Origin of the sequence: Streptomyces sp. URMC 124 (assembly GCF_051386455.1) — a bacterium.
In the GTDB taxonomy this organism is placed as follows: Bacteria; Actinomycetota; Actinomycetes; order Streptomycetales; family Streptomycetaceae; genus Streptomyces.
On record NZ_JBPQTS010000039.1, the window covers coordinates 24214 to 47428 of the forward strand.

At 75.5% G+C, this 23215-nt stretch carries 19 protein-coding genes; 5 read left to right on the forward strand and 14 right to left on the reverse strand.

From position 1 onward, the window contains the following. Window positions 1–109: 109 nt before the first annotated feature. The 5 genes from ACSNOG_RS11210 to ACSNOG_RS11230 all read right to left on the reverse strand — a co-directional run bounded on the left by ACSNOG_RS11210 (window position 110) and on the right by ACSNOG_RS11230 (window position 5462). Window positions 110–616: a MarR family winged helix-turn-helix transcriptional regulator gene (locus tag ACSNOG_RS11210; RefSeq protein ID WP_436752439.1), complete on the reverse strand. Its 507-nt coding sequence runs from the start codon at window positions 614–616 to the stop codon at window positions 110–112. 72 nt (window positions 617–688) lie between these two features. Beyond that, window positions 689–2299 (reverse strand): FUSC family protein, encoded by a 1611-nt coding sequence (locus ACSNOG_RS11215; protein WP_436752440.1) that lies wholly within the window; start codon window positions 2297–2299, stop codon window positions 689–691. A gap of 22 nt (window positions 2300–2321) precedes the next feature. After that, window positions 2322–3344 (reverse strand): acyl-CoA dehydrogenase family protein, encoded by a 1023-nt coding sequence (locus ACSNOG_RS11220; protein WP_436752441.1) that lies wholly within the window; start codon window positions 3342–3344, stop codon window positions 2322–2324. Between the two features lie 49 nt (window positions 3345–3393). After that, complete coding sequence (locus ACSNOG_RS11225) at window positions 3394–4569, reverse strand: acyl-CoA dehydrogenase family protein (RefSeq protein ID WP_436752442.1); 1176 nt, start codon at window positions 4567–4569, stop codon at window positions 3394–3396. Next, window positions 4569–5462 carry an enoyl-CoA hydratase gene (locus ACSNOG_RS11230; RefSeq protein ID WP_436752443.1) on the reverse strand — a complete coding sequence of 298 codons (894 nt, stop codon included), beginning with the start codon at window positions 5460–5462 and terminating at the stop codon, window positions 4569–4571. Before ACSNOG_RS11230 ends, ACSNOG_RS11225 begins: the two co-directional genes overlap by 1 nt. Before the next feature lie 45 nt (window positions 5463–5507). Between ACSNOG_RS11230 and ACSNOG_RS11235 the strand changes: the two genes are divergently transcribed. The 3 genes from ACSNOG_RS11235 to ACSNOG_RS11245 are packed head-to-tail and all read left to right on the forward strand — an operon-like array spanning window position 5508 to window position 8130. Next, entirely contained in the window at window positions 5508–6323 is an 816-nt protein-coding gene (locus ACSNOG_RS11235) for an SDR family oxidoreductase (RefSeq protein WP_436752444.1), read from the forward strand. 14 nt (window positions 6324–6337) lie between these two features. Then, entirely contained in the window at window positions 6338–6952 is a 615-nt protein-coding gene (locus ACSNOG_RS11240; RefSeq protein ID WP_436752445.1) for a TetR/AcrR family transcriptional regulator, read from the forward strand. Between the two features lie 20 nt (window positions 6953–6972). After that, a complete protein-coding gene (locus tag ACSNOG_RS11245; protein ID WP_436752446.1) occupies window positions 6973–8130 on the forward strand; it encodes an acetyl-CoA C-acetyltransferase in 1158 nt (385 codons plus the stop codon). 37 nt (window positions 8131–8167) lie between these two features. Here the strand turns inward: ACSNOG_RS11245 and ACSNOG_RS11250 are convergent, their stop codons facing one another. Genes ACSNOG_RS11250 through ACSNOG_RS11265 form a run of 4 tightly spaced genes read right to left on the reverse strand, consistent with a single transcriptional unit; the run spans window position 8168 to window position 11665 of the window. Continuing rightward, a complete protein-coding gene (locus tag ACSNOG_RS11250) occupies window positions 8168–9226 on the reverse strand; it encodes an NAD(P)H-dependent flavin oxidoreductase (protein WP_436752447.1) in 1059 nt (352 codons plus the stop codon). Further along, window positions 9223–9984 carry a CoA-transferase subunit beta gene (locus ACSNOG_RS11255; protein ID WP_436752448.1) on the reverse strand — a complete coding sequence of 254 codons (762 nt, stop codon included), beginning with the start codon at window positions 9982–9984 and terminating at the stop codon, window positions 9223–9225. The genes ACSNOG_RS11250 and ACSNOG_RS11255 overlap by 4 nt, the downstream gene beginning before the upstream one ends. Then, entirely contained in the window at window positions 9981–10829 is an 849-nt protein-coding gene (locus ACSNOG_RS11260) for a CoA transferase subunit A (RefSeq protein ID WP_436752457.1), read from the reverse strand. Before ACSNOG_RS11260 ends, ACSNOG_RS11255 begins: the two co-directional genes overlap by 4 nt. Before the next feature lie 50 nt (window positions 10830–10879). Further along, window positions 10880–11665, reverse strand: a complete 786-nt coding sequence (locus tag ACSNOG_RS11265; protein ID WP_436752449.1) for an enoyl-CoA hydratase family protein — start codon at window positions 11663–11665, stop codon at window positions 10880–10882. An 88-nt stretch (window positions 11666–11753) separates the two neighbouring features. Between ACSNOG_RS11265 and ACSNOG_RS11270 the strand changes: the two genes are divergently transcribed. Both ACSNOG_RS11270 and ACSNOG_RS11275 read left to right on the forward strand, forming a co-directional pair. Beyond that, entirely contained in the window at window positions 11754–12539 is a 786-nt protein-coding gene (locus tag ACSNOG_RS11270; protein ID WP_436752450.1) for an SDR family oxidoreductase, read from the forward strand. Then, window positions 12536–13426, forward strand: a complete 891-nt coding sequence (locus tag ACSNOG_RS11275; RefSeq protein ID WP_436752451.1) for an SDR family oxidoreductase — start codon at window positions 12536–12538, stop codon at window positions 13424–13426. The genes ACSNOG_RS11270 and ACSNOG_RS11275 overlap by 4 nt, the downstream gene beginning before the upstream one ends. A 274-nt stretch (window positions 13427–13700) precedes the next feature. Here the strand turns inward: ACSNOG_RS11275 and ACSNOG_RS11280 are convergent, their stop codons facing one another. From ACSNOG_RS11280 to ACSNOG_RS11300, 5 genes are all read right to left on the reverse strand, one after another. Continuing rightward, window positions 13701–14564 carry an ABC transporter permease gene (locus ACSNOG_RS11280; protein WP_436752452.1) on the reverse strand — a complete coding sequence of 288 codons (864 nt, stop codon included), beginning with the start codon at window positions 14562–14564 and terminating at the stop codon, window positions 13701–13703. Continuing rightward, window positions 14561–17299, reverse strand: coding sequence for an alpha/beta fold hydrolase (locus ACSNOG_RS11285; protein ID WP_436752453.1), 2739 nt, complete (start codon window positions 17297–17299; stop codon window positions 14561–14563). Before ACSNOG_RS11285 ends, ACSNOG_RS11280 begins: the two co-directional genes overlap by 4 nt. Before the next feature lie 96 nt (window positions 17300–17395). Next, window positions 17396–17953, reverse strand: a complete 558-nt coding sequence (locus ACSNOG_RS11290; RefSeq protein ID WP_436752454.1) for a DUF1697 domain-containing protein — start codon at window positions 17951–17953, stop codon at window positions 17396–17398. 66 nt (window positions 17954–18019) lie between these two features. Then, entirely contained in the window at window positions 18020–21055 is a 3036-nt protein-coding gene (locus tag ACSNOG_RS11295) for an alpha-mannosidase (RefSeq protein WP_436752455.1), read from the reverse strand. Between the two features lie 27 nt (window positions 21056–21082). Then, window positions 21083–23143 (reverse strand): endo-beta-N-acetylglucosaminidase, encoded by a 2061-nt coding sequence (locus ACSNOG_RS11300; protein WP_436752456.1) that lies wholly within the window; start codon window positions 23141–23143, stop codon window positions 21083–21085. Between the last annotated feature and the right edge of the window lie 72 nt (window positions 23144–23215).

The following is a 23215-nucleotide window of genomic DNA, read 5'->3' on the forward strand; positions in this document are numbered from 1 at the left end:
TACCCCCCGGGTGTATCGCGCGCAAGGGGCGGGGAACGACTTCGGGCCGTACCCCCCAGGGGTACGGCCCGAAAATGGGGGCGGGAGCGGCGTCGGCGCCCCTCCCGGGCTAGGGCTGCAGGCCGCCGAGCCGCCCCTCCAGCAGGACGAGCAGCTCCGCCAGGGTCTCGGCGAGGTCGGCCCGGCGCCCCTCGCCGAGCCCTTCGAGGAGCGCGCTCTCGTAGCCCAGCTGGTGCGGGATCAGCCGGTCGATGAGCTCGCGGCCGTCGTCCGTCAGGGACAGGTGGGCCACCCGCCGGTCGCGCTCGTCGGCGCGGCGCGCGACCAGGCCGCGCGCTTCGAGCACCCGCAGCCGTTTGGTGACGGCGGCCCCGGAGGCGAAGGTCTCCCGGGCGATCTGGCCCGGCGTCAGCTCGCGCCCCGTGCGCCGCAGCGTGCCGAGGATGTCGAACTCGGCCCGCGTCAGGCCCTCGCGCACCAGCGGGGCGTCCGTGGCCTGCTGGAGCAGCGCCGCGCAGCGGTTGAGCCGGCCGATCACGGCCATCGGCGCGGTGTCGAGTCCGGGGTGGACCTGCTGCCACTGCCGCAGCACGCGCGCGACGATGTCCTCGGTCACGTTGGTGATCCTTTCCAGTCGGTGCTCCGGGTAGATTCTGCCGTCCCGCCGGCGACCGTCCGGAGGGAGCCCTCATATCACCGCCGCGCCGCTGCCCGGTGCGTGCCCCCGGACGAGGGAGGCCAGCGCGCGGTGGCCGTCGTGCTCGGTGCGGGCCACCCGCTCCGCGGGGACGGTCCGCTGCCGCCACTCGCCGGCCGCGGCGTCGGCCGCCTCCCGCAGGTCGACGAGGGCGGCCGCGAGCCGGTCGCGGGCGCGGTCCGCCTCGTGGACGCCGGCCGCGCCCGCCGTCACGGCGAGGGCCGCGGCGTGCGCCTCGGACACCCGGGCCACGGCGGCGTCGACCCGGTCCGCCGCCCGCCGGTTGGTGACCAGCGCGCAGACGAGCAGGCCCGCCGCCGCGCCGACGAGCGTATCGGTCAAGCGGTCGCCGACGAGCTCCCCGGCGGGGCGGCTGCCGCCGAATTCGGTCAGCAGCAGGGCCATCGGGGTGACGCAGACCGTGCCGAGCCAGTAGTTGCGGGAGATGAGCGCCTCGGCGCCGGCCACCAGGACGAGCACGGCCAGGACCATGGCGGCCTCACCGGTGCGGGCGAGGGGGGTCAGCGCGGCGAAGAGCGCGAGGCCCAGGAGATTGCCCAGCACCCGCTGCAGCGCGCGCTGCCAGGACGGCCCGCCGCCGGCCTGCACGACCGAGGCGGCGCTGACCACGGCCCAGTACGGGTGGCCGACCCCGCAGGCGAGCGAGACCCACCCGGCCAGGGCGGAGCCAGCGAGCACGCGGGCGCCCGCGGGCAGCAGCAGGGACACCGGGAGGGGCCGGGGCGGCACCGCGCCCGGGCCGGGTGCGGCGGGGGCGTTCCCCGGCAGGGGGCGGCCCGTGCGCAGGGCCCGGGCCCAGGCCTGCCAGTGCCCGGCGTCCGGGGCCGCCGCGGGGGACCGCCCCGTGTCCGTACCGCCGCCGTGCCCGGCCGTCTGCCCGCGGGCGAGCTCGCCGTGGACGTGGGCGCGCACCGCCGCGGGTGCGCGCAGCAGCGCCTGCCAGGCGGCGTGGCGCGCGCGGGCCGTCTCCGCCGCAGGGACGGCCTTCGCCGTGTGCGCGCGGGCCAGCCGCGCCGCGGCCTCCAGGGCGCGGGCGGCGGCGATGCGCTCGGGTCCGTGCGGGCGGACGAGGGCGGGCGCCATGCAGACCAGCCAGGCCCACAGGCCGCAGGCCAGGGTCAGGCCGAGGTGGAGCGGGAGGTCCCCGGCGCGCTGCGGCGCGAAGCACGCCGACGCCGTGACGAAGGTGAGGACGATGTGGCCCGGCGGGCCGGTGCGGAAGGCGTCGCACGCCGTCTTCTGCACGGCGGCGAGCACGGCGGCGACCGCCACCAGGACGGCGGGGGAGGGTGCGAGGGCGGCGGCGGTCAGGGCCGCGCCCACGCTCGCGGCCATGCCGAGCACCACCAGGGCGAGCGTGCGGGCGCGCGCCGCGTAGGGGCGGTCGTGGCCGAAGAGCGCGCACAGGGCTCCGGCGGAGGTGTAGAGCGCGAGGTCCAGCCGGTCGGCGGCGAGCAGGGCGGCGTACGGGACCGCCATGGCCGCCACCCCGCTGAGGGCCGACTTGTACCAGATGTCCGCGGGCCGGCCGATCCGGAGGGCGGAGCGCAGGGGCGCGGGCAGGGTGGGGCGTCTCAGCATGCCCAAAAGATTAGCAAGTGTTTTACTGAGAAAATAAATCGAGGGTGCGGGCCCGGCACTCCGCCGGCGTGCCCCACGCGGACCGCAGCGCCCGCGCCTTCCCCAGCCACAGCGACAGGTCGTACTCCGCGGTGTAACCGATCGCCCCGTGCAGCTGCAGGGCCGCCCTCGCCGCCGCGTAGGCGGCGTCGGACGCCGCGGCCTTCGCGGCGGCGACCTCCGCCCGGGCTTCCGGCGCCTCCCTCGCCAGGGCGACGGCCGCGCCGTGCACGAGCGGCCCGGCGAACTCCAGCCCCACGCGGACGTCCGCCAAGCGGTGCTTGACCGCCTGGAAGGCGCCGACCGGCACGCCGAACTGCTCGCGCCGCCCCACGTACCCCACCGTCCGCTCCAGCAGGGCCAGCCCCACGCCCAGCACCTGCGCCGCCGCCGCGAACGCCGCCCAGTCCGCGGCGTGCCGCGCCGCCTCGCGCACCGCGCGCCCCGCGGCCACCGGCTCCGCGCCGCACCGCGGCAGGGCCAGCCGCCGCGCCGGGTCCAGCGAGGGCTGGACGGGCCCGTGGCCGGTGGCCAGGAACAGGTCGTCCGGCCCGCCCGCCGCGACGAACACCCCGTCGCACACGTCCGCGTCCAACGCGTACGGACTGCCGCCCGGCGCGCCCGGCAGGGCCGCCGTCACCCGGGCCCCGCCGTCGCACACGCGCGGCAGCCAGGCCTCCGCCAGGAGGGGCCGGCCCGCCCCGGCCAGCCGCGCCAGCAGCACCGACACGGCGGCCGTCTCCACGACCGGGCCCGGCACCGCGTGCCGGCCCAGCTCTGTGAAGGCCACCGCCGCCTCCACCGGCAGCAGCCCCGCGCCGCCGTACGCCTCCGGCACGGCCAGCCCGAAGACCCCGGCCCGCGCCAGCCGCTCCCACAGCGCGAGCCCCGGCCCGTGGTCGCCCCGCGCCCAGGCCCGTACGGCCGAGGGGGTGTCCGCCGAGCCCAGCATCCGGCCGAGCGTCCGGCCGAACTCCCGCTGCTCGTCATCGAGTGCGAACCTCATGCCGACCGCCCCTGTCCGTCCGGCCGGACGTCCCGTCCGCCTGCGCCCCTCATGCCCGCCGCCCCTTCGGAAGCCCCAGCAGCCGCTCCGCGACGATGTCCCGCTGGATCTCGTTCGTGCCCGCGTACACCGGCCCCGCCAGCGCGAAGACGAAGCCCTCCGCCCAGCTGCCGTGCGCCGGGGCGTCGCCCGCCGGGCCGGCCAGTTCGCCGTACGGGCCGAGCAGGTCGAGCGCCGTCTCGTGCAGCGACAGGTCGAGCTCCGACCAGAACAGCTTGGTGAGGCTCGGCTCCGGCGCACGCGGGGCCGCCCCTCGCGGCCCGCCCGCCGCGCACGCGTACCCGTACAACTGGTAGGCGCGGGCCCGCACCACCGCATCGGCCACGCGGTCGCGCAGCGCCGTGTCCCCGGGGTCGGCGGCTACCCGCCACAGGGCGACCAGCCGGCGCGCGGCGGCGACGTAGCGGCCCGGGCTGCGCAGGGTGAGGCCGCGCTCGCTGCCCGCGGTGCTCATGGCGACGCGCCAGCCGTCGCCGGGCGTGCCCACGACGTCCCGGTCGGGAACGAACACCTCGTCCAGGAAGATCTCCGCGAATGCGGGCCTGCCGTCGAGGCGCCCGACCGGGCGCACCCGCACCCCCTGTGCGTCCAGCCCGAACATCGCGTACGTCAGGCCCTCGTGGGGCCGCCCGGCGCTCGCGTGGCTGCGGAACAGCCCGAAGGCGCGGTCGGCGAACGCGGCCCGCGACGACCACGTCTTCTGCCCGCTGAGCAGCCAGCCGCCGGCCGTACGCACGGCGACCGACCGCAGGGACGCGAGGTCCGACCCGGCCTCGGGCTCCGACCACGCCTGCGCCCACACCGTCTCCCCGCTCGCCATCGCCGGCAGGATCCGGGCCCGCTGCTCCTGCGTGCCGTGTTCGAGGAGCGTCGGGGCGAGCAGGCCGATGCCGTTCTGGGAGACCCGGGCCGGTGCGCCGGCCGCCCAGTACTCCTCCTCGAAGAGGAGCCACTCCAGGAACGAGCGGTCCCGGCCCCCGTACGCGGCCGGCCACGAGACGGCCGACCAGCGGCCGGCGTGCAGGGTCCGTTCCCAGGCGCGGTGTTCGGCGAAGCCCTCCTCGGTCTCCGGCGAGGCGAGCGGCGTGCGGGGGACGTGCTCGGCGAGCCAGGTGCGGGCCTCCGCGCGGAAGGCCTCCTGCCCGAGCGTCAGGTCCAGGTCCATCAGGCGCCTCCCGCCCGGTCAGCCCTCGCCTTCATCGCGCGCACGTCCATCCCGGCCAGGGGATCGGCGGAGGTCTCTGCGTTGTGCGCGTGCGCGAGGTGGTGCAGGGCGAACGCCGCGTCGAGGCCGCCGTGCAGGCCCTGGAGGTCTTCGGCCTGGTTGACGGCGCGCTTGGCGAGGGCGAGGCCCATGCGGGGCATCGCGGCGACGCGTTCGGCGAGTTCGCGGGTGCGGGCGGCGAGCTGCTCGCGCGGCACCACGCGGTTGACCATGCCGAGTTCGCGGGCGCGCGCCGCGCCCATCCGGTCGCCCGTGTAGAGGAGTTCCTTCGCGACGCGCGGCGGCAGGACCCAGGGGTGCGCGAAGTACTCCACGCCGGGGATGCCCATCCGGACCACCGGATCGGCGAAGAAGGCGTCCTCGCTCGCGACGATCAGGTCGCAGATCCAGGCCAGCATCAGGCCGCCCGCCACGCAGGCGCCCTGCACCGAGGCGATCAGCGGCTTGGGGAGCTCGCGCCAGCGGCGGCACATGCCCAGGTACACCTCGGACTCGCGCGCGAACCGGCCCTCCGCACCGGCCTTGTCCGAGTGGTCCCACCACAGGCCCGCCCGGCGCGGGTGCGCAAGGTGGGCGTCGCGCTCCGGCGTGCCGATGTCGTGACCGGACGAGAAGTGCTCGCCCGCGCCCGCCAGGACGATCACCTTGACCTCGTCGTCGGCCGCCGCCTCGTAGAAGGCCCCGTCCAGGGCGTACGTCATTGCGGAGTTCTGGGCGTTGCGGTACGCGGGCCGGTTCATGGTGACGGTCGCGACGGGGCCGCTGCGCTCGTAGCGCACCACGGGGCCGGCGGGGTCCGGCCGGCCGCCGCTCGTCACAGGGTCAGTGGCCATCAACCATCCTTCCCTAACAAGTGTTTGGTAGGTTAACGTACGGCCATGAGCAGCGTCGAGGAGTCCACCGCTGTCCGCCCCGGCCCGCCGTCCTACCTCCCCGCCCACGAGCTGCTGTTAGGCCGCACCGCCGTCATCACCGCCGCGGCGGGCGCCGGGATCGGCGCCGCCACCGCCCGCAGGTTCCTGGAGGAGGGCGCCCGCGTGGTGCTCGGAGACCTCCACGCGCGGCGGCTGCGCGCCGCCGTCGCCGCGCTGAGCGAGGAGTTCGGCGCCCGCCAGGTCGCCGGACGGCTCTGCGACGTCACCGACGAGGCACAGGTCGCCGCCCTGTTCGAGCTGGCCGAGGAGCGGCACGGCGGCCTCGACGTCGTCGTCAACAACGCGGGCCTCGGCGGCACCGCCGACCTCGCCGACATGAGCGACGAACAGTGGGACGCCGTCGTCGGCACCACCCTCGGCGGCACCTTCCGCTGCACCCGCGCCGCCCTGCGCCGGATGCGCGCGCACGGCACCGGAGGCGTCGTCGTCAACAACGCCTCCGTCCTCGGCTGGCGCGCCCAGCGCGGCCAGGCCCACTACGCCGCGGCCAAGGCCGGCGTCATGGCCCTCACCCGCTGCGCGGCGGTGGAGGCCGCCTCCTACGGCGTGCGCGTCAACGCCGTCGCGCCCAGCCTCGCCCTCCACCCCCACCTGGAGAAGGTCACCGCGCCGGAGCTGCTGGAGGAGCTGGCCCGGCGCGAGGCGTTCGGGCGGGCGGCCGAGCCCTGGGAGGTCGCCAACGTCATCGTCTTCCTCGCCAGCGGCTACTCCTCGTACATGACCGGGGAGACCGTCTCCGTCAGCAGCCAGCGCGCGTGACCGAGAATGGACCCGTGCCGAACAGCAAGAAGACCACCACCGAGCGGCCCGCGCCCGAGCGGCGCGCGGAGCTCCTCGCGACCGCCGCCGAGGTGTTCGCCGCGCAGGGCTACAACGCCACCACCGTGCGGCGGATCGCCGAGGAGGCGGGGCTGCTGGCGGGCAGCCTCTACTACCACTTCGACTCCAAGGAGTCGATGCTGGACGAGATCCTCTCCGCCTTCCTCGACGAGCTGTGGGCCGGCTACGACGCCGTGCTCGCCGCCGGGCTCGCCCCCCGCGAGACCCTGGAGGCCCTGGTGACCGAGTCCTTCCGGCAGATCGACCGGCACCGTCCCGCCGTCGCCGTCTACCAGAAGGAGGCGCGGCAGCTCGCCGGCCTCCCGCGCTTCGGCTACCTCGCCCGGTCGCAGCGCCGGTTCGAGGAGGCCTGGCTCGGCACGATCGAGCGCGGCGCGGCCGAGGGCGCCTTCCGCGCCGACCTGGACGCCCGTCTCACCTACCGGTTCCTGCGCGACACCGTGTGGGTCGCCGCGTCCTGGTACCGGCCGGGCGGGCAGCACCCGGCGGAGGAGGTCGCCCGCCAGTATCTGTCGATGGTCCTGGACGGCATCGCCGTGCGGGAGTGACCGGTTGGAGGACAGCAGCCATGGCCGAGGCCTATATCGTCGGAGCGGTCCGCACCCCCGTCGGCCGGCGCGGGGGCGGGCTCTCCGCCGTCCACCCCGCCGACCTCGGCGCGCACGTCCTGCGCGCCCTGACGGCCCGCACGGGCGTCGACCCGGCGGCCGTCGACGACGTCGTCCTCGGCTGCCTCGACGCGGTCGGCCCGCAGGCCGGGGACATCGCCCGGACGAGCTGGCTGGCCGCCGGGCTGCCGGAGGAGGTCCCCGGCGTCACCGTCGACCGGCAGTGCGGCTCCGGCCAGCAGGCCGTCCACTTCGCCGCCCAGGCCGTCCTCTCCGGCACCCAGGACCTCGTCGTCGCGGGCGGCGTCCAGAACATGTCGCAGATCCCGATCGCCTACGCCGTCCACCGGGCCGCCGTCCCCCTCGGCCTCACCGAGGGCCCGTTCGCCGGATCCGAGGGCTGGCGGGCGCGCTATGGCGACCGGCCTGTCAGCCAGTTCCACGGCGCGGAGCTGATCGCCCGCCAGTGGGGCATCACCCGCGCCGCCATGGAGGAGTACGCGCTGCTCTCGCACCGCAGGGCCGTGCGCGCCGCCGACGAGGGCCGCTTCGACCGCGAACTCGCGCCCTGCGCCGGGCTGACGGCCGACGAGGGACCCCGCCGGGACACCTCCGCGGAGAAGATGGCCGCACTGAAACCGGTGGTGGACGGCGGCCGGCTGACGGCCGCCCTGTCCTCCCAGATATCCGACGGGGCCGCCGCCCTGCTGCTCGCGAGCGAGCGCGCCGTGCGCGACCACGGGCTCACCCCGCGCGCCCGCGTCCACCACCTGTCCGTCCGCGGCGAGGACCCCCTCCGCATGCTGACGGCCCCCATCCCCGCGACCGCCCACGCACTGAAGAAGGCCGGCCTGACGATGGCCGACATCGACCTCGTCGAGATCAACGAGGCCTTCGCCTCCGTCGTCCTGGCCTGGCTGCAGGAGACCGGCGCCGACCCGGAGAAGGTCAACGTCAACGGCGGCGCCATCGCCCTGGGCCACCCGCTGGGGGCGACCGGCGCGAAGCTGATGACCACGCTCCTGCACGAACTGGAGCGCACGGGCGGCCGCTACGGCCTGCAGACGATGTGCGAAGGCGGGGGGCAGGCCAACGTGACGATCATCGAACGACTTTGAGGGGCGGAGGACCGGCCGGCCACCGGCACCCCCCGTCTCATCCGGCGGCGCCGCGCTCCGCGAGCGCCGCCAGCACCTCCTCCGCCTCCGTCATCACGCGTTCCACCAGCTCCGCGCACGTCGGCAGGTCGTCGATGACGCCGGCGACCTGCCCCGAGGCCATCACGCCCAGATCCGTACGGCCGCCGACCATGGCGGCCCTCAGCAGCACCGGCGCGTTCGCCGCCATCAGCACCTGACTCCACGTCAGGTCATGGTGCTGCCGCATCGCCAGGCCGTCCCGCACCATCGCCCCCCAGCCGGTTCCCGACAGCGCCCGGAAGGCGGCCGCGTGCCGCAGCGACCGGACGAGCCCGCCGAGCCGCCCCGAGCGCTCCAGCCCCGCGACGAAGGGCGTGCGCAGCATCCGGTGGGGGAGGCCGTCGACCTTCGCCGTGACGGTGACGTCCCGCACCGTCGCCGCGAGGTAGGCCGCCTTCACCACGTCCGGCACCGTGCTGTCCGCGGTCAGCAGGAAGCGCGTGCCCATGGCGACCCCCGCGGCACCGAACGCCAGGGCCGCCACCAGCCCGCGCCCGTCGCGGAAGCCGCCCGCCGCGACGACCGGGATGCCCACCGCGTCCACCACCTGGGGCAGCAGGACCGACGTCGCGACCTCCCCCGTGTGGCCACCACCCTCCGCGCCCTGCACCACGACCGCGTCCGCGCCCCACGCCGCCACCTTCTCCGCGTGGCGCCGCGCCCCCACGGACGGCACGACGACCACCCCGGCGTCCTTCAGCCGGGCGATCAGCTCCCGGGACGGGGCGAGCGCGAACGACGCGACCCGTACGCCCTCCTCGATCAGGATGTCCACGCGCTCCCGGGCGTCGCCCGCGTCCGCCCGCAGGTTGACCCCGAAGGGGCGCCCGGTGCGCGAGCGCACCTTCCTGATCGCGGCCCTGAGCCCGTCCGGCGTCATCGTGGCCGAGCCCAGGATGCCGAGCGCCCCGGCCTCCGCCACGGCCGACACCAGGCGCGGGCCCGCCACCCAGCCCATGCCCGTCTGGACGAGCGGATGCCGCACGCCCACCAGGTCCGTCAGGGCCGTCCTCACCCTCGTACCTCCCGCGCGCGCAGCCCGTCCGGGTCGATGACCTCGCGGATCAGCCGCAGCTCCTCGGCGGAGGGCAGGCGGGTGCGCGGCACGTCGCGCGGGACCTCCAGGGGGAAGCCCGTGGCCGCCTGCAGCTCGGCGGCCGTCACACCGGGGTGCAGCGAGCGGACGCGCATCGTGCGGCCGGGCGTCTCGAAGTCGAGGACGGCCAGGTCGGTGACCACGCGCCGGATGCGGTGGAAGCGCGTCGCCGACGGCCCCGCTGCGGCCGCCCGGTCGTAGCCGACGCCGCTGACCATGTCGACCTTCTCGACCAGGACGCGCGGGGAGTGCCGGGGGATCCAGTAACTCGTCGGGTTGTTGAGGGTGTTCGCCGGAGCTCCGCGCACGCCGAGCAGCTGCCGGTCGGGCCGGTGCCAGTCGCCGACGCAGGAAATGTTCTGGTTGCCGTGCCGGTCGAGCTGGGCCGCCCCCATCATCACGTGCCGCCGCCCGCCCGCCACCACGGCCAGGTGCCGCCGGAAGGGCAGCCACCCCTCGACCGCGCGGGGCCCGGCGCCCAGCGCGGGCACGTCCGCCATCAGCAGCGCCTCCCCGTCCGTGAGCAGCAGGTCCGGAGCGAAGGTGAGCCGTGCGAGCCGCGCCCCGATCGCCGGGACCACGCCCATCGGGCTGGCCAGGACCTCCCCGTCACCGCGCCACGCCTCCGCGCACGCCACGACGCACACCTCGGCGCGCCCCGCCGGACCGGCGTTCACGCCGCGCCCCCGGTGAAGTCGGCGACCGCCGCACGGTAGGCGTCCTCGTCACCGGACAGGAAGCGGGCGGCGAACTCCCGCCAGGACGCGGGGTCGGCCGCCGCCGCGGCGTACGCGGCCTGGAACGCCTCGTCCCGGTCGTAATCCGGCACGCAGGAGGTGAAGTGCGCCCCGCCCGGCGCCTCGACGACGCCGTTGACGCAGCTGCGCTGCACGAGCAGCGTCTGCGGGCCGCCGCCCTCGGCGAACCCGGCGCTGTCGACCACCCGCTCGCAGGAGACGTACGCCTCGCGCGCCGCCTCGCAGAACAGGTCGTCGAAGTACGGGTCCGGGCCCAGGTACTGGGCGTTTCCGCGCGCGTCCGCCCGGTTGAGGTGCACGAGCGCCGCGTCCAGGGTGAGTGCGGGAACGGCGACGAGCTCCTCCCCGTCCTCGTACGGCGACGTCACCGTGCGCAGGGAGGGGTTGACGGTCATGACGTCCGAGCCGAGGCCCGCCCGTACGGGCAGGAACGGCAGCCGGTGCGCCGCGGCCGTCAGCCCCCACATGAACATCGCCTCGTCCAGCTCGACGAGTTCGACCTCCCCGCGCTGCCGGGCGGCGCGGAAGTGCGGTTCGAGCGGGATCGAGTCGAGCGTCGCGAAGGCCGCGACGAGCCTGCGGACCCGGCCGGCGGCCACCAGCAGGCCGACGTCCGGTCCTCCGTAGGAGACCACGGTCAGGTCGCGGACGTCCGAGCGCAGCAGGGCCCTGACGAGGGCCATCGGCTTGCGCCGGGACCCCCAGCCGCCGATGCCGACGGTCATGCCGCTCTCCAGGTGCGCCACGGCCTCGTCGGCGGTCATGGTCTTGTCCGCGGTGGCCGTTCCGTTCGAGGTCGTCGTCCCGTCGCCGTTCACGGCTCCTCCCGTCCCTTGCCGCCGGGCCGTACTTTGGGGCCGGCTCCGGAGACGAACGCCTCGCGGAGGCGGTCGCCGACGCCGCACAGGGCCGCCTCGAAGGTGAAGCCCTGCTCGTAGCGGTAGCTGCGGCGCACGTCCACCGGGTCGATGCCGTTGAGCGCGGCCTTCGCCAGGCGCAGCAGCGAACCGTCCTTGGCGGCGATCTCCCGGGCCAGTTCCAGGGCGGCCGCGCCCAGCTCCTCGCGGGGCACGACGCGCCACACGGATCCGTGCTGGTACAGCTCCCGCGCCGTGACCGTGCGCGAGGTGAAGTACAGCGTGCGCATCAGGTGCTGGGGGACGAGCCGGGCCAGGTGCGTGGCGGCGCCGAGCGCGCCGCGGTCCAGTTCGGGCAGACCGAAGGCGGCGTCCTCGGAGGCGACGACGGCGTCGGCGTTGCCGGCCAGGCCGACGCCCCCGCCCAGGCAGAAGCCGTGCACCGCGGCGATCACCGGCACCTGGCACTCGTAGACCGCGGAGAAGGCCGCGGCGCAGGCGTGGTTGGCGCCGAGCAGGGCCTCGTGGCCGGGGGAGTCCCGGATCTCCTTCAGGTCCACGCCGGCGTTGAAACCGCGCCCGGCGGCGGTCAGCACGACGCAGCGGACGGCGGGGTCGGCGCCGGCCGCGCCGACCGCTCCCGCCAGGTCGTACCAGCCCTGCACGGGAAGGGCGTTGACGGGCGGGACGTCCACGGTGACGACGGCGACGGCCGGTTCGGGGCGTGAGGTGGAGACACTCATCGGAGGATCCGCTACCTTTCCACCAAACGTTTGTTAGGCAACGCTCGCTCACGGTAGCAGCGGACGACTCGCCGCGGGAGGTGGCGCGATGCCGGAGGACACGGGGCCGCGCACCGTCGTCGTCACCGGGGGCACGCGCGGCGTGGGGGCGGGGATCGCCCGGGCCTTCCTGCGCACCGGCGCCCACGTCGTCGTCTGCGCCCGCCGCCCGCCGGACCGGCCCGTCGCGGCGGACGGGCGCACCGCCCGCCACCTGGCCGTGGACCTGCGCGACGCGGCCGCCGTCACGGCCTTCTTCGACCGGGTGGGGGAGGAGTACGGGCGGCTCGACGTCCTGGTGAACAACGCGGGCGGCACGCCGTTCCGGCCGCTGGAGGCGGCCGACGCGGAGCGGCACGCGCGCGTGGTCGCCCTGAACCTCGTCGCGCCGCTGACCGCGTCGCTCGCCGCGTACCCCCTGATGCGCGGACAGCCGGGCGGCGGCTGCATCCTGATGGTCGGCAGCGTCAGCGGGACGCGTCCCTCGCCCGGCACGGCCGCCTACGGTGCCGCCAAGGCCGGACTGCACAGCCTCGCGCGCACCATGGCCGTCGAATGGGCGCCCGCCGTCCGCGTCAACACCCTCGTCCCCGGCATGGTGCGCACCGAGTCGGCCCACCTGCACTACGGGGACGCCGCCGGGCTCGCCGCCGTCGCCCGCACCGTGCCCGCGGGGCGGCTCGCCGAGCCCGACGAGATCGGCGCCGCCGCCGTCTTCCTCGCCTCCGCGGACGCCGCCCACATCACCGGCGCCGAACTGCTCGTCCACGGGGGCGGCGAACGGCCCGCCTTCCTGACCGCCGCGACCGTCAACCACGAGGAGCCCCCGACATGACCGGAATCTGCGCCGGACGCGTCGCCGCCGTCACCGGCGCCGGCCGCGGCCTCGGCCGGGCCCACGCCCTCGCCCTCGCGGCGGAGGGGGCGCGGGTCGTGGTGAACGAGCTGGAGGGCGCGTCGGCAGACCGGGCACGGCGCGTGGCCGAGGAGATCCGCGAACGGGGCGGCGAAGCCGTCGTGCACGGCGCAGACGTCTCCACGGAAGAGGGCGCGGCCACCCTCGTTACCACCGCCCTCGACACGTACGGCCGCCTCGACACCCTCGTGAACAACGCGGGCATCCTGCGCGACCGGATGCTCGTCAACCTCGATGAGGACGACTGGGACGCCGTCGTCGCCGTCCACCTCAAGGGCCACTTCCTGCCGCTGCGGCACGCCGCCGCGCACTGGCGGGCCGAGCACAAGGCGGGACGGACGCCGCAGGCGCGCGTCGTCAACACCACCTCGGGGGCCGGGCTGCTCGGCAGCGTCGGGCAGGCCAACTACGCCGCCGCGAAGGCCGGCATCGTCGCGCTGACCCTCGTCGCCGCCGCCGAACTGGCCCGCTACGGCGTCCAGGTCAACGCCGTCGCCCCCGCCGCGCGCACCCGGATGACCGAACGGACCTTCGCCGCGACGATGGCCGCGCCCGAGCACGGCTTCGACGCCATGGCCCCCGCCAACGTCTCCCCGCTCGTCGTCTGGCTCGGCTCGGCCCACTCGACCGGCGTCACCGGCCACGTCTTCGCGGCGGAAGCGGGCCGCATCACCGTCATGGAGGGCTGGCACCCCGGCCCCGTCACCGACAAGGGCGACCGCTGGACCCCGAAGGAGGCGGGGGAGGCGGTCAGGGAGCTTCTGAGGGGGACACGCCCCCCGGGCCCGGTCTACGGCGCGAACTGAGAACCCTCGGGTACCCGCCGGGCACCTTGGCGCCCAAACCGCGGGCCGGACGCCGGGGGCCGGGGGCTTGCCCCCGAGGAAACGGTGAAAGGGCGGGGACGGGGCCTTTTCTCCCGCCGCGACGGCGCTCCGCCCCCACCGGGGAATCCGGCGGTGCCCGGCCGGCCAGCCGGCCGGCTGTGACAGCGCACCGCCACGGCGAACCCCGGCGGCACCGGCCCGGCCTGCCGGACGGGCTGGACCGGAGCGGCCTGCCGGATCGGGCAACCGTCCGTCAGGACACCACGTCCTTGCCCCGGAAGTGCCGGAACGCCAGAGCGAAGAGCACCAGCGCGTACGTCACCGACACCGCCGTCCCCTTGATCATCCCGCCCCATTCCAGCCGCGGCTGCAACGCGTCCGCCCAAGCGAACTGCCAGTGCGCCGGCAGGAAGTCCCGCCAGTGCCCCAGCGCCGTCACGGCGTCGAGGACGTTCCCGACGATCGTCAGGCCCACCGCCCCGCCGACCGCGCCGAGCGGCGCGTCCGTGACCGTCGAGAGCCAGAACGCCAGGCCCGCCGTCACCAGCTGGCCCACGAAAACGAACGCCACGACGATCGCGAGCCGCCCCACGGCGGTGGTGCCCGGCAGGGAACCGCCCGTCGGGATCTGCAGCGGCCCCCAGCCGTACGCGGCCGTGCCCGCGGCCAGGGCGACCACCGGCAGCAGCACCATCGCCGCCGCGCTGAACGCGAGCCCCACCGTCAGCTTGCTGACCAGCAGCCGCGTCCGCGGCACCGGCGCCGCCAGCAGGTAGCGCAGCGACGACCAGCCGGCCTCGGACGCCACGGTGTCACCGCAGAACAGCGCGACCGGCATCACGAGCAGGAAGCCCGCCGAGACGAACAGGCACGTCGCGGTGAAGTTCGCCCCGGACGCGGTGGCGGTGTCGATGAGCGTCACCCGCCCGTTCCGCCCGCTCGGCTGCCCTCCGATCGCGAACGCCGCGATCAGGACGAACGGCAGGGCCGCGAGCACCGCCCCGACCACCAGCGTCCGGCGCCGCCGCAGCTGCCGCATCGCCTCGACGCGCAGCGGCAGGGTGTGCCGCGCCCGGTAGCCGGGAGCGGACTCGCCGGCCTTCACTACTGCGCTCACGAGGGGCCTCCGATCAGGGTCAGGAACGCGTCCTCCAGGCGGCGGTGCGGACCCACGCTCGCCACCGGGACCTCCAGCCGGACCAGTTCGGCCAGCAGCTGCGGGGCGCTCGTGCCGTCGAGCCGCACCAGCAGGCCGTCCTCGGCCCGTACTGCCGAGGCGACCCCCGGCAGCGCGGCCACCTTGTCCGCCGTCACCTCCGTCACCTCGCCCTCGACGCCGATGAGCAGCGTGTCGCCCGAGCCGACGATGTCGCCGACGGGACCGGCGGTCACCAGCCGGCCCCGGTCCATGACCACCAGGTGCGTGCAGCTCTGCTCGACCTCGGAGAGGAGGTGGCTGGAGACGATGACGGTGCGGCCGGCCGCCGCGTAGCGGATCATCACCTCGCGCATCTCCCGGATCTGCGGCGGGTCGAGCCCGTTCGTCGGCTCGTCGAGGATCAGCAGGTCCGGCAGGCCCAGCATGGCCTGGGCGATGGCGAGCCGCTGCCGCATGCCCTGCGAGTACGTGCGCACGGCGCGCTCCAGCGCCGGTCCCAGCCCGGCGATCTCCAGGGCCTCGTCGACGTGCGCGTCCTCGGCCGGACGGCCCGTCGCCTGCCAGTACAGGTCGAGGTTGGCGCGGCCGGACAGGTGCGGCAGGAACCCCGCGCCCTCCACGAACGCCCCGACCCGCGACAGCACCGGCGCTCCGGGCCGCACCGCGTGCCCGAAGACCCGCACCTCGCCCTCGTCGGGGCGGATGAGCCCCATGAGCATCCGCAGCGTCGTGGTCTTGCCGGCGCCGTTCGGCCCGAGCAGGCCGAGAACCTGCCCGCGTTCGACCCGGAAGGACAGCTCCCGCACGGCGTACCGGTCGGCGGACTTGGCGTACCGCTTACTCAGACCGGTGATCTGCAGCGGCACTTCGGCGAGCGCCGGGTCCGGCGCGGGCGCGGTCACCCGCCGCCGCCCGGTCAGCAGCACGGCGGCCGCGACGACCGCACCGCCCAGCGGCAGCCCCCACGTCCACCAGGGCAGGGCGGCCGAGGCCGTCCGTACCTCCGGCGCGGTCGGCACGCTCAGCCCGCCCTCCAGGGAGACGGTGTACGTCGCGGGCGCGGCCGGGGAGGCGTAGCCGAGGTCGGTCGAGGCGATCACGAGCCGCATCCGGTGGCCGGACTCGAAGGTGTGGTCGATCGCCGGGAGCTTCAGCTCCACCGTCCGCCCGGCCTTGGCGTCCTCGACCCGTACGGGCGCGACGAGCTGGGCGGGCAGGACCTGCTGCCCGTTGGGGCCGACGTCGTACACCTTGGCGAACAGCACCGCTTCACCCGTGTCGGAGGCGACCTTCACCTTCACGGCCGGGGAGCCGGTCACCCGGACGCCCTCGGTGAGGCGCGTCGATTCGAACCGGGCGTGCTGCCCGGGGAAGTCCAGCGACACCCCCAGCCCGATCCCGGACAGCTGCGACACCGCACCCCCGATGCCGGGCACGGCGGAGATGGCCGGGGGCGCGGCCCCCGGCGGGTTGGCGAAGGACTGCTTCCGCCCGGTCAGTCCCACCACCCTCGGGTCGTGGCGCAGGCCCGGGTAGCTGCTCCCGCTCGCGCCGCGCAGCTGTGCCCTGCCGTCGGTGGTGTCGATGCCGCCCGTCCTGCTGACGCGGAAAGCGGGCCCGGTGGACGTGCTGTCGTCGTCCTTGAGGTAACGGTCGAACCACGCGCGCGTGCGCAGCTCCGTCCGGTCGGCCTCGGTGAAACCGGAGTCGTGGCCCCCGGCGACCCAGTCGACCGCGACGGGCGCGCCGTTGCGGCGTATGACCGTCGCGGCCGCGTCGGACTGGTCCAGGGGGAAGAGCGAGTCGGTCTGGCCCTGGACGAGCAGCGCGGGCACCTTGATGCGGTCGGCGACCGCGGAGGGGCTGCGGCGCTCGAGCAGTTCGCGGGCCTGCGCGTCGGGCTTGCCGGCGACGGCCACCCGCTCGTACATCTCGCACAGCGCCTTCTCGAACCGTCCGCAGCCGAGGGCTGCGGAGGGGGCCGGCGGCGCGCTGCGCGGAGCCGCCGCCCCGGCCTTGCCCGTGGCAGGCCCGGGACCGGCCCCGGGCGTCGCGGCGGAACCGGAGGTGAAGAAGATCCCGGCCCAGAGTTTCTTGAACACCCCTTCCGGGAAGAGGGCGTCGGCGAGGTTCCAGTACGTCACCTGCGGGGCGATCGCGTCGACGCGCTTGTCGTGACCGGCCGCCAGCAGGGCGACAGCACCGCCGTACGAGCCGCCCGCGATGCCCACCTTCGGGTCCTTGTTCCCGTCGAGCTCGACCTCGGGGCGCGCGGCGAGCCAGTCGATCAGCCGGCTCACGTCGGCGACCTCGCGGTCCGGGTCGTTGAGGCCGATCCGCCCCGCGGAGCGCCCGAAGCCGCGCGCGGACCACGTGAGCACCGCGTAGCCGGAGCGCGCCAGGTCCTCGGCCTGCCCGCGCAGGTCGTCCTTGCTGCCGCCGAATCCGTGCGCGAGCAGGACGGCCGGTCTGCGGCCCTCCCCGCCCGAGGTGAAGAACGACGTGTCGATCCGTACCGAACCGCTCGCGCCCGGTGCCTCCGGCACCGTCATGAAGCGGTCCTCACGGTGCACGGGCGGATCGCCCCCGGCCCCGGAGGCCACGGCCCAGGTGCCGCCGCCGGCGAGCACGACGGCCGCGGCGGCGGTGGCGACGAGCCGTCGCCCGCGCAGACGGGGAAAACGCAGCTTCATGCCCGCATGCTAAGCGGAGACCTCGTCCGGCTGGGGCGGGGGCCCGAGTCACTCCCCGGCCGCCTCCGGTGCTGCCGTCTCCGGTGCTGCCGTCTCCTACGTCTCCTGCGCCGCTGTCTCCTCGGCCATGGCGGCCAGCTTGGTGACCGTGTTCCAGTTGCGTCCGGTGCCCGCCGTGCCCAGGCGCCGCTCCGTCAGCACCTTCGCCAGCTTCGCGTCGCGGATCCCCTGCGCGTAGTGGACGTACAGCTCGCGCCCGGCCAGGACGAACTCCTCCGGCGCGTACGCCGCAGCGTCCAGGTCCGCTACCGTCGCCGGGTCGGCGGGAGCGGCCAGGAACGTCACCACGTACCGCGCCGGGTCGACGCCCCGGCCGGCGAACGGGTCGGCGTCCACGACGCGGCGCATGCCGGCCGCGTCCCGCACCATGCACGGCACCGGGAAGCCCAGCTCGCGCTCGATCGCCTCCTCGAGCCCGCGGGCCAGCTCCTCGGCGCCCGCGCCCGGGTGCGTGAAGACGGCGTTGCCGCTGTTGAGGTGTGTGCGGACGGAACCGCACCCCATGCCCGACAGCAACTCCCGCAGGGTCTGCATGGGAACACGCTTCTTACCGCCCACATTGATACCGCGCAGCAGCGCCACATACGTTGTCACACCCCCACCGTAATGTGGAGGAACGTCACCGAGCGTGAGGGGGTGTGACGCGTGCACCGCATGCGTTCAGGCGCTGCGCCGCTCCAGCCGCAGCGTGAGGACCTGGAACGGCCGCAGGGACAGCGGGACGGCGTCACCGTCCGTCGCCGCTGTGGCCTGCGGGCGCTCCAGCAGGTCGCAGACGGAGGCCGAGGCGAGGGGGAAACCCGCCTTCAGACGCGCACGGGCCCGCCCGCCCAGCGACTCGTACAGCCGCACGATCACATCGCCGCTGCCGTCGTCCGCGAGCTTCACGGCCGTGATGACGACGGCCTCGTCGTCGACGTGCGCAAGAGGCCGTACGCCCGAGCTCCCCGGCACGCGCCGCTCCGGCAGGTTGATCCGGTAGCCCTCGCGGACGGCGTCGCCGATGGAGGCGCCCGGCACCAGCGCGTAGCGGAAGCGGTGCACCCCCTGGTCGGTGCGCGGGTCCGGGAAGCGCGGGGCCCGCAGCAGCGACAGCCGGACGGTCGTGGTCGTGCCCGTGTCGTCCGGGCGGACCGTCCGCGTCACGTCGTAGCCGTACGTCGCGTCGTTGACGACCGCCACGCCCCAGCCCGGCTCCTCCAGGTGCACGAAGCGGTGCGCGCACGCCTCGAACTTGGCGGCGTCCCAGCTGGTGTTGGTGTGCGTGGGCCGGTAGAGGTGGCCGAACTGCGTCTCCGCCGCCGTACGGTCGGCGTGCACGTCCAGCGGGAAGGCCGCCTTCAGGAACTTCTCCGTCTCGTGCCAGTCGACCTCCGTCTCGACGTCCAGCCGCCGCGCCCCCGCCGGGAGCGAGATCCGCTGCTCGACGCGCGAGGAGCCGAAGGCGCGCACCACGCGCACCGACGCACCGTCGTCCGCGAGCTCCACCGTCTCCGCGTCCGTCAGGTCGGTCACGGTGTTGCGGTAGAAGTGGTCCACGTCCCAGGCGTCCCACATGTTCGGGAAGTCCTGGTGCAGCTGCAGGAGGTTGGCCGCCGCTCCCGGGGCGATCGTCTCCCGCTCCGCCTCGCGGTCGTACACCGACACCACCAGGCCCCGGCCGTCGACCTCGGCGCGCAGCAGGCCGTTGTCGAGGACGTACCCGCCGCCTTCGCGCGGCGCGGGCCGCGCGGGCGGCACCGGTCCGGCGGCGGGCGCCGCGCCGAAGGCCGGCACCTTCCCGCGCCCGTGCGGCGCCGCGTTGAACACCACCGTCCCGCGGTCGGCGCCGTCGCCCGTGGTGTCACCCGCCAGCGCCGCCAGCGCTCCGGCGACGATCTCCTCCAGCTCCTCCGCCACCGCCGCGTACGTCTGTGCCGCCTCCCGGTGCACCCACGCGATCGACGTGCCCGGCAGGATGTCGTGGAACTGGTGCAGCAGCACCGTCTTCCAGATCCGGTCCAGCGCCTCGTACGGGTAGGGGAAGCCCGTCCGCACGGCCGCCGTCGCCGCCCACAGCTCCGCCTCGTGCAGCAGGTGCTCGCTGCGCCGGTTGCCCTGTTTGGTGCGGGCCTGGCTGGTCAGGGTCGCCCGGTGCAGCTCCAGGTACAGCTCGCCCACCCACACCGGCGCGTCGCCGTACTCCTCGTGCGCCTTCTCGAAGAACGCCGAGGGCTTCTCGAAGACCACCCGGGCCGAGCCCTCCAGGTCCGCCAGCCGCTTCGCGCGCGCCAGCATCTCGCGCGTCGTGCCGCCGCCCCCGTCGCCCCACCCGGTCGGCGCGAGGGAGCGGGTGGCCCCGCCCTTCTCCTGGAAGTTGCGGACCGCGTGCGCGACCTCCCGCCCCGAGAGCTGGGAGTTGTACGTGTCGATCGGCGGGAAGTGCGTGAAGACCCGGGTGCCGTCCAGACCCTCCCACCAGAACGTGTGGTGAGGGAACTTGTTCGTCCGGCTCCACGAGATCTTCTGCGTCAGGAACCACTTGGCGCCCGCCAGCCGCACCAGCTGCGGCAGGGAGGCGGAGTAGCCGAAGGAGTCCGGCAGCCACACCTCTTCCGTCTCGATCCCGAACTCCTCCAGGAAGAAGCGCTTTCCGTGCACGAACTGCCGGGCCAGCGCCTCCGACCCCGGCATGTTCGTGTCCGACTCCACCCACATGCCGCCCACCGGCACGAACCGGCCGTCCGCGACGGCCTTCTTCACCCGCGCGTACACCTCCGGGCGGTGCTCCTTGATCCACGCGAACTGCTGTGCCTGCGACATGGCGTAGACGAACTCCGGCTCGTCCTCCAGCAGCGCGGTCATGTTCGACGTCGTGCGGGCCACCTTGCGCACCGTCTCGCGCAGCGGCCACAGCCACGCCGAGTCGATGTGCGCGTGGCCCACGGCGCTGATCCGGTGCGCCGAGGCGTGCGCGGGTGCGGACAGGACGGCCGTGAGCCGCTCGCGCGCCGCGGCCGCCGTGCCGCCGATGTCCTGCAGGTCCACCGCGTCCAGTGCGCGCTCGACGGCCCGCAGGACCTCCCAGCGGCGCGGGGACTCCTCCGGCAGCTCGGTCATCAGCCCCTCCAGCACCTCCAGGTCCTGGACCAGCTCCCACACCGTCCGGTCGAAGACGGCGAGGTCCATGCGCGCCAGCCGGTAGCGCGGCTCGCCGCCGGCCGTCTCCCGGTCGCCCAGCTCGGTCGGCACGAAGGGGTGGTAGTCGAGGATCACGGGGTTGGACGACGCCTCGACGTGCAGCAGCACCTCCTCGCCGCCGGCCGCCCGGTCGGCGATCCGCACCCACTGGTTGCGCGGGTTCAGGCCCTTCACCGGAGAGCCGTCCGGCCGGTAGACGAGCCCCTCGCACTGGAAGCCCGGCATGTTCTCGTCGAACCCGAGGTCGAGCAGCGCCTCGACCGTGCGGCCCGCCCACTCCTGCGGCACGCTCCCCGTGACGGTGAACCAGCTCGTGCCCCACGGCGGCCCCCAGGCCGCGCCCACCTCGATCGGCTCGCCCCGGGCGGCGATCCCCTCGGCCACCGGGACGGGCTCGCCGGGCGCGTGCCGGACGGTGACGGACAGCGGCACCGACTCGGGGTACACGGCGGGCCGGATGCGCTCGTCCAGCACGCGCTTCAGCCGGGCTTCGGTGATGGTGCGGTCGTTGTGCATCAGGTCGGTTTCCTTACGTCGGTTGCCTTACCAGCGGAAGGTGAGGGAAGCGGGCGCCGAGACGGTGTACAGCTCGTCCACGGCGCGCACCTCGATGCGGGTGGCCGCCTCGCCGTCCGTACGACGCAGCGCCGGGACGTAGTAGGCATGCCCGCAGGTGCCGCCGAGGAAGCGGAAGCGCCCGCCGGGCAGGGCCTGACGCACCTCGTACTGGCGTACGGGGCCGGTGCGGCCCGTGCGGTGCCCGCTTCCGGCCGGGGCGTCCCAGGCCAGGCGCAGCCCGGCCGTGCCGTCGGCCCCCACCCGCGCCGCGGTGATCGCGGTGCGCGCCGGCCGGGCGGGCGCCGCGGGGGCGGCGTCGCGCACCGCAAGGCCGCCCAGGCGCCAGCGCACCGGACCGCCGTCCGCGGCGGTGAGCCGGACGCCGAGCGCGCGGATCGTCCGCCCCTTGCGGCCGCGCAGCCTCGCCCCGGCCCGCACGATGACCGTGGTCCAGCCGCGGCCGCCCGCGCGGAAGGTGCCGGCCGGCAGGAAGGCGTACGGCTCGTCGTCCACGGCGACCGCCAGCTCGACGCGGACCGCCACCGAGCCGGGGTCCGTGCGCTGGGCCAGCTCGACGACGGTGGAACCGGTGAACGGCAGCCGCGCCGCGTACAGCCCGACCGTCGCCGGGCCGGAGAGCCTGCCGTCGACGAGCAGACTGCTGCCGCCCCGCCAGGCGTCGGCGAAGTCGAAGCCGACCGCCGGGCGCGGTCCCGCCGTGCGCACCGCCCAGCGCCGGCCGGGCAGCCGGTCCTGCAGCCCCAGGTGGTTCCACGGGGTGTCGCCCGTACGCCGGCCCTTCTCGTACCAGCCCAGGCCGTGACCGGTGTTGAAGGTCGTGGCGAACGGGAGCGCGGTGAGCGTGGACCGGTCCGCGACGGACGCGGCGGGCGGCCGCCACGGGCCCGCCTCCGGCGCGGACGGGTCGAGGGCCTGCCCGGACCAGAAGCGGTCGTCGCGCGCGTGGAAGGCGGCCGGGCCGCGCCCTCCGGCGGGCAGGCTCTTCCACGTCCACTCGGGGCGGTAGAAGCCGTACGAGGTGACGTGCGGGCCCGCCGCCGGGACGACCGCGTCCCAGTCCACCGGCGTGTCCCAGCCGCGGGCCTCCACGTCGACCCCCGCCCACAGGTCGTAGGGGCTGCGCCCCAGCCGGCGCGCGAGCGCGGCGGAGGAGCCGAGCCCGGCCCGGTCCCAGTTGAAGTTCAGGAACATCGAGCCGGCCGCCTGGAAGAAGGGGGCGTTGTGTTCGTTGAGCCGGTTCTGCCAGTCGATGCCGCCGGAGACGGCCATCGCGTCGTACCAGGTGATCCGCAGGCCCTCGCCGCGCCGCTGCAGGTACGCGACGAAGTCGCGCATGTCCGCGCCGAGGCGCGCGTCGCCCCCGCCGGTCTCGGCGTTGACGAACCAGCCGTCGAAGCCGTACGTCCGGGCCACGCGTACCAGCCGGTCCGCCAGCGGGAAGCCGCCGTCCGGGCCGCGCCGCACCAGGTCACGCGTCCACTGCAGCTGTCCGCCGTAGGCCGCGGGCGGCAGGAACACCGTGCCGAGGACGGGCACGCCGTTGCGGTGGGCGGCGTCCACGACCGGAGCGTTGGGCGCCAGGATCAGCCCCTCGCCCGAGGAGCCGCCCCAGAAGACCAGCTCGTCGACGTAGGCCCAGTTGGTGAGCGCGTAGTAGTCGGCCGTCGGCGCGCCCTGCGAGGGGTTCCCGGAGGTGGTGGCGAAGGCGGCGAGCGCGCAGACGCGGGCCTGGCCGGTACGGGCGGTGCCGTTGGGCGGCGGGGGAGCGAAGCGGGCGGCGAGCGGCACGACCGCCCGGTTGAACGGCAGGTCGGGGTCCTTCTCGGGCTCCCAGGAGGCCAGGCTCCGCCAGACCACCCCGGCCTCCGGCGAACCGGCCGGCAGGCTGTCGGGGAACCAGTAGGAGGCGTACGGCTGGAGGGACGTCGCGGGGGAGGGGGCCGCCACGACTCGCCCGCCGGACAGGGCGAGGGCTGCGAGGCCGCCGGCACCGGCGGTGAGGGCTCTTCGGCGAGTGACGTTCATGGTGGATCCTCCGTTTGTCCAAGCCGTGCGGCGCTTGAGGACCGGGGTGCGAGGTGCGGGGGGTGGGGTCCG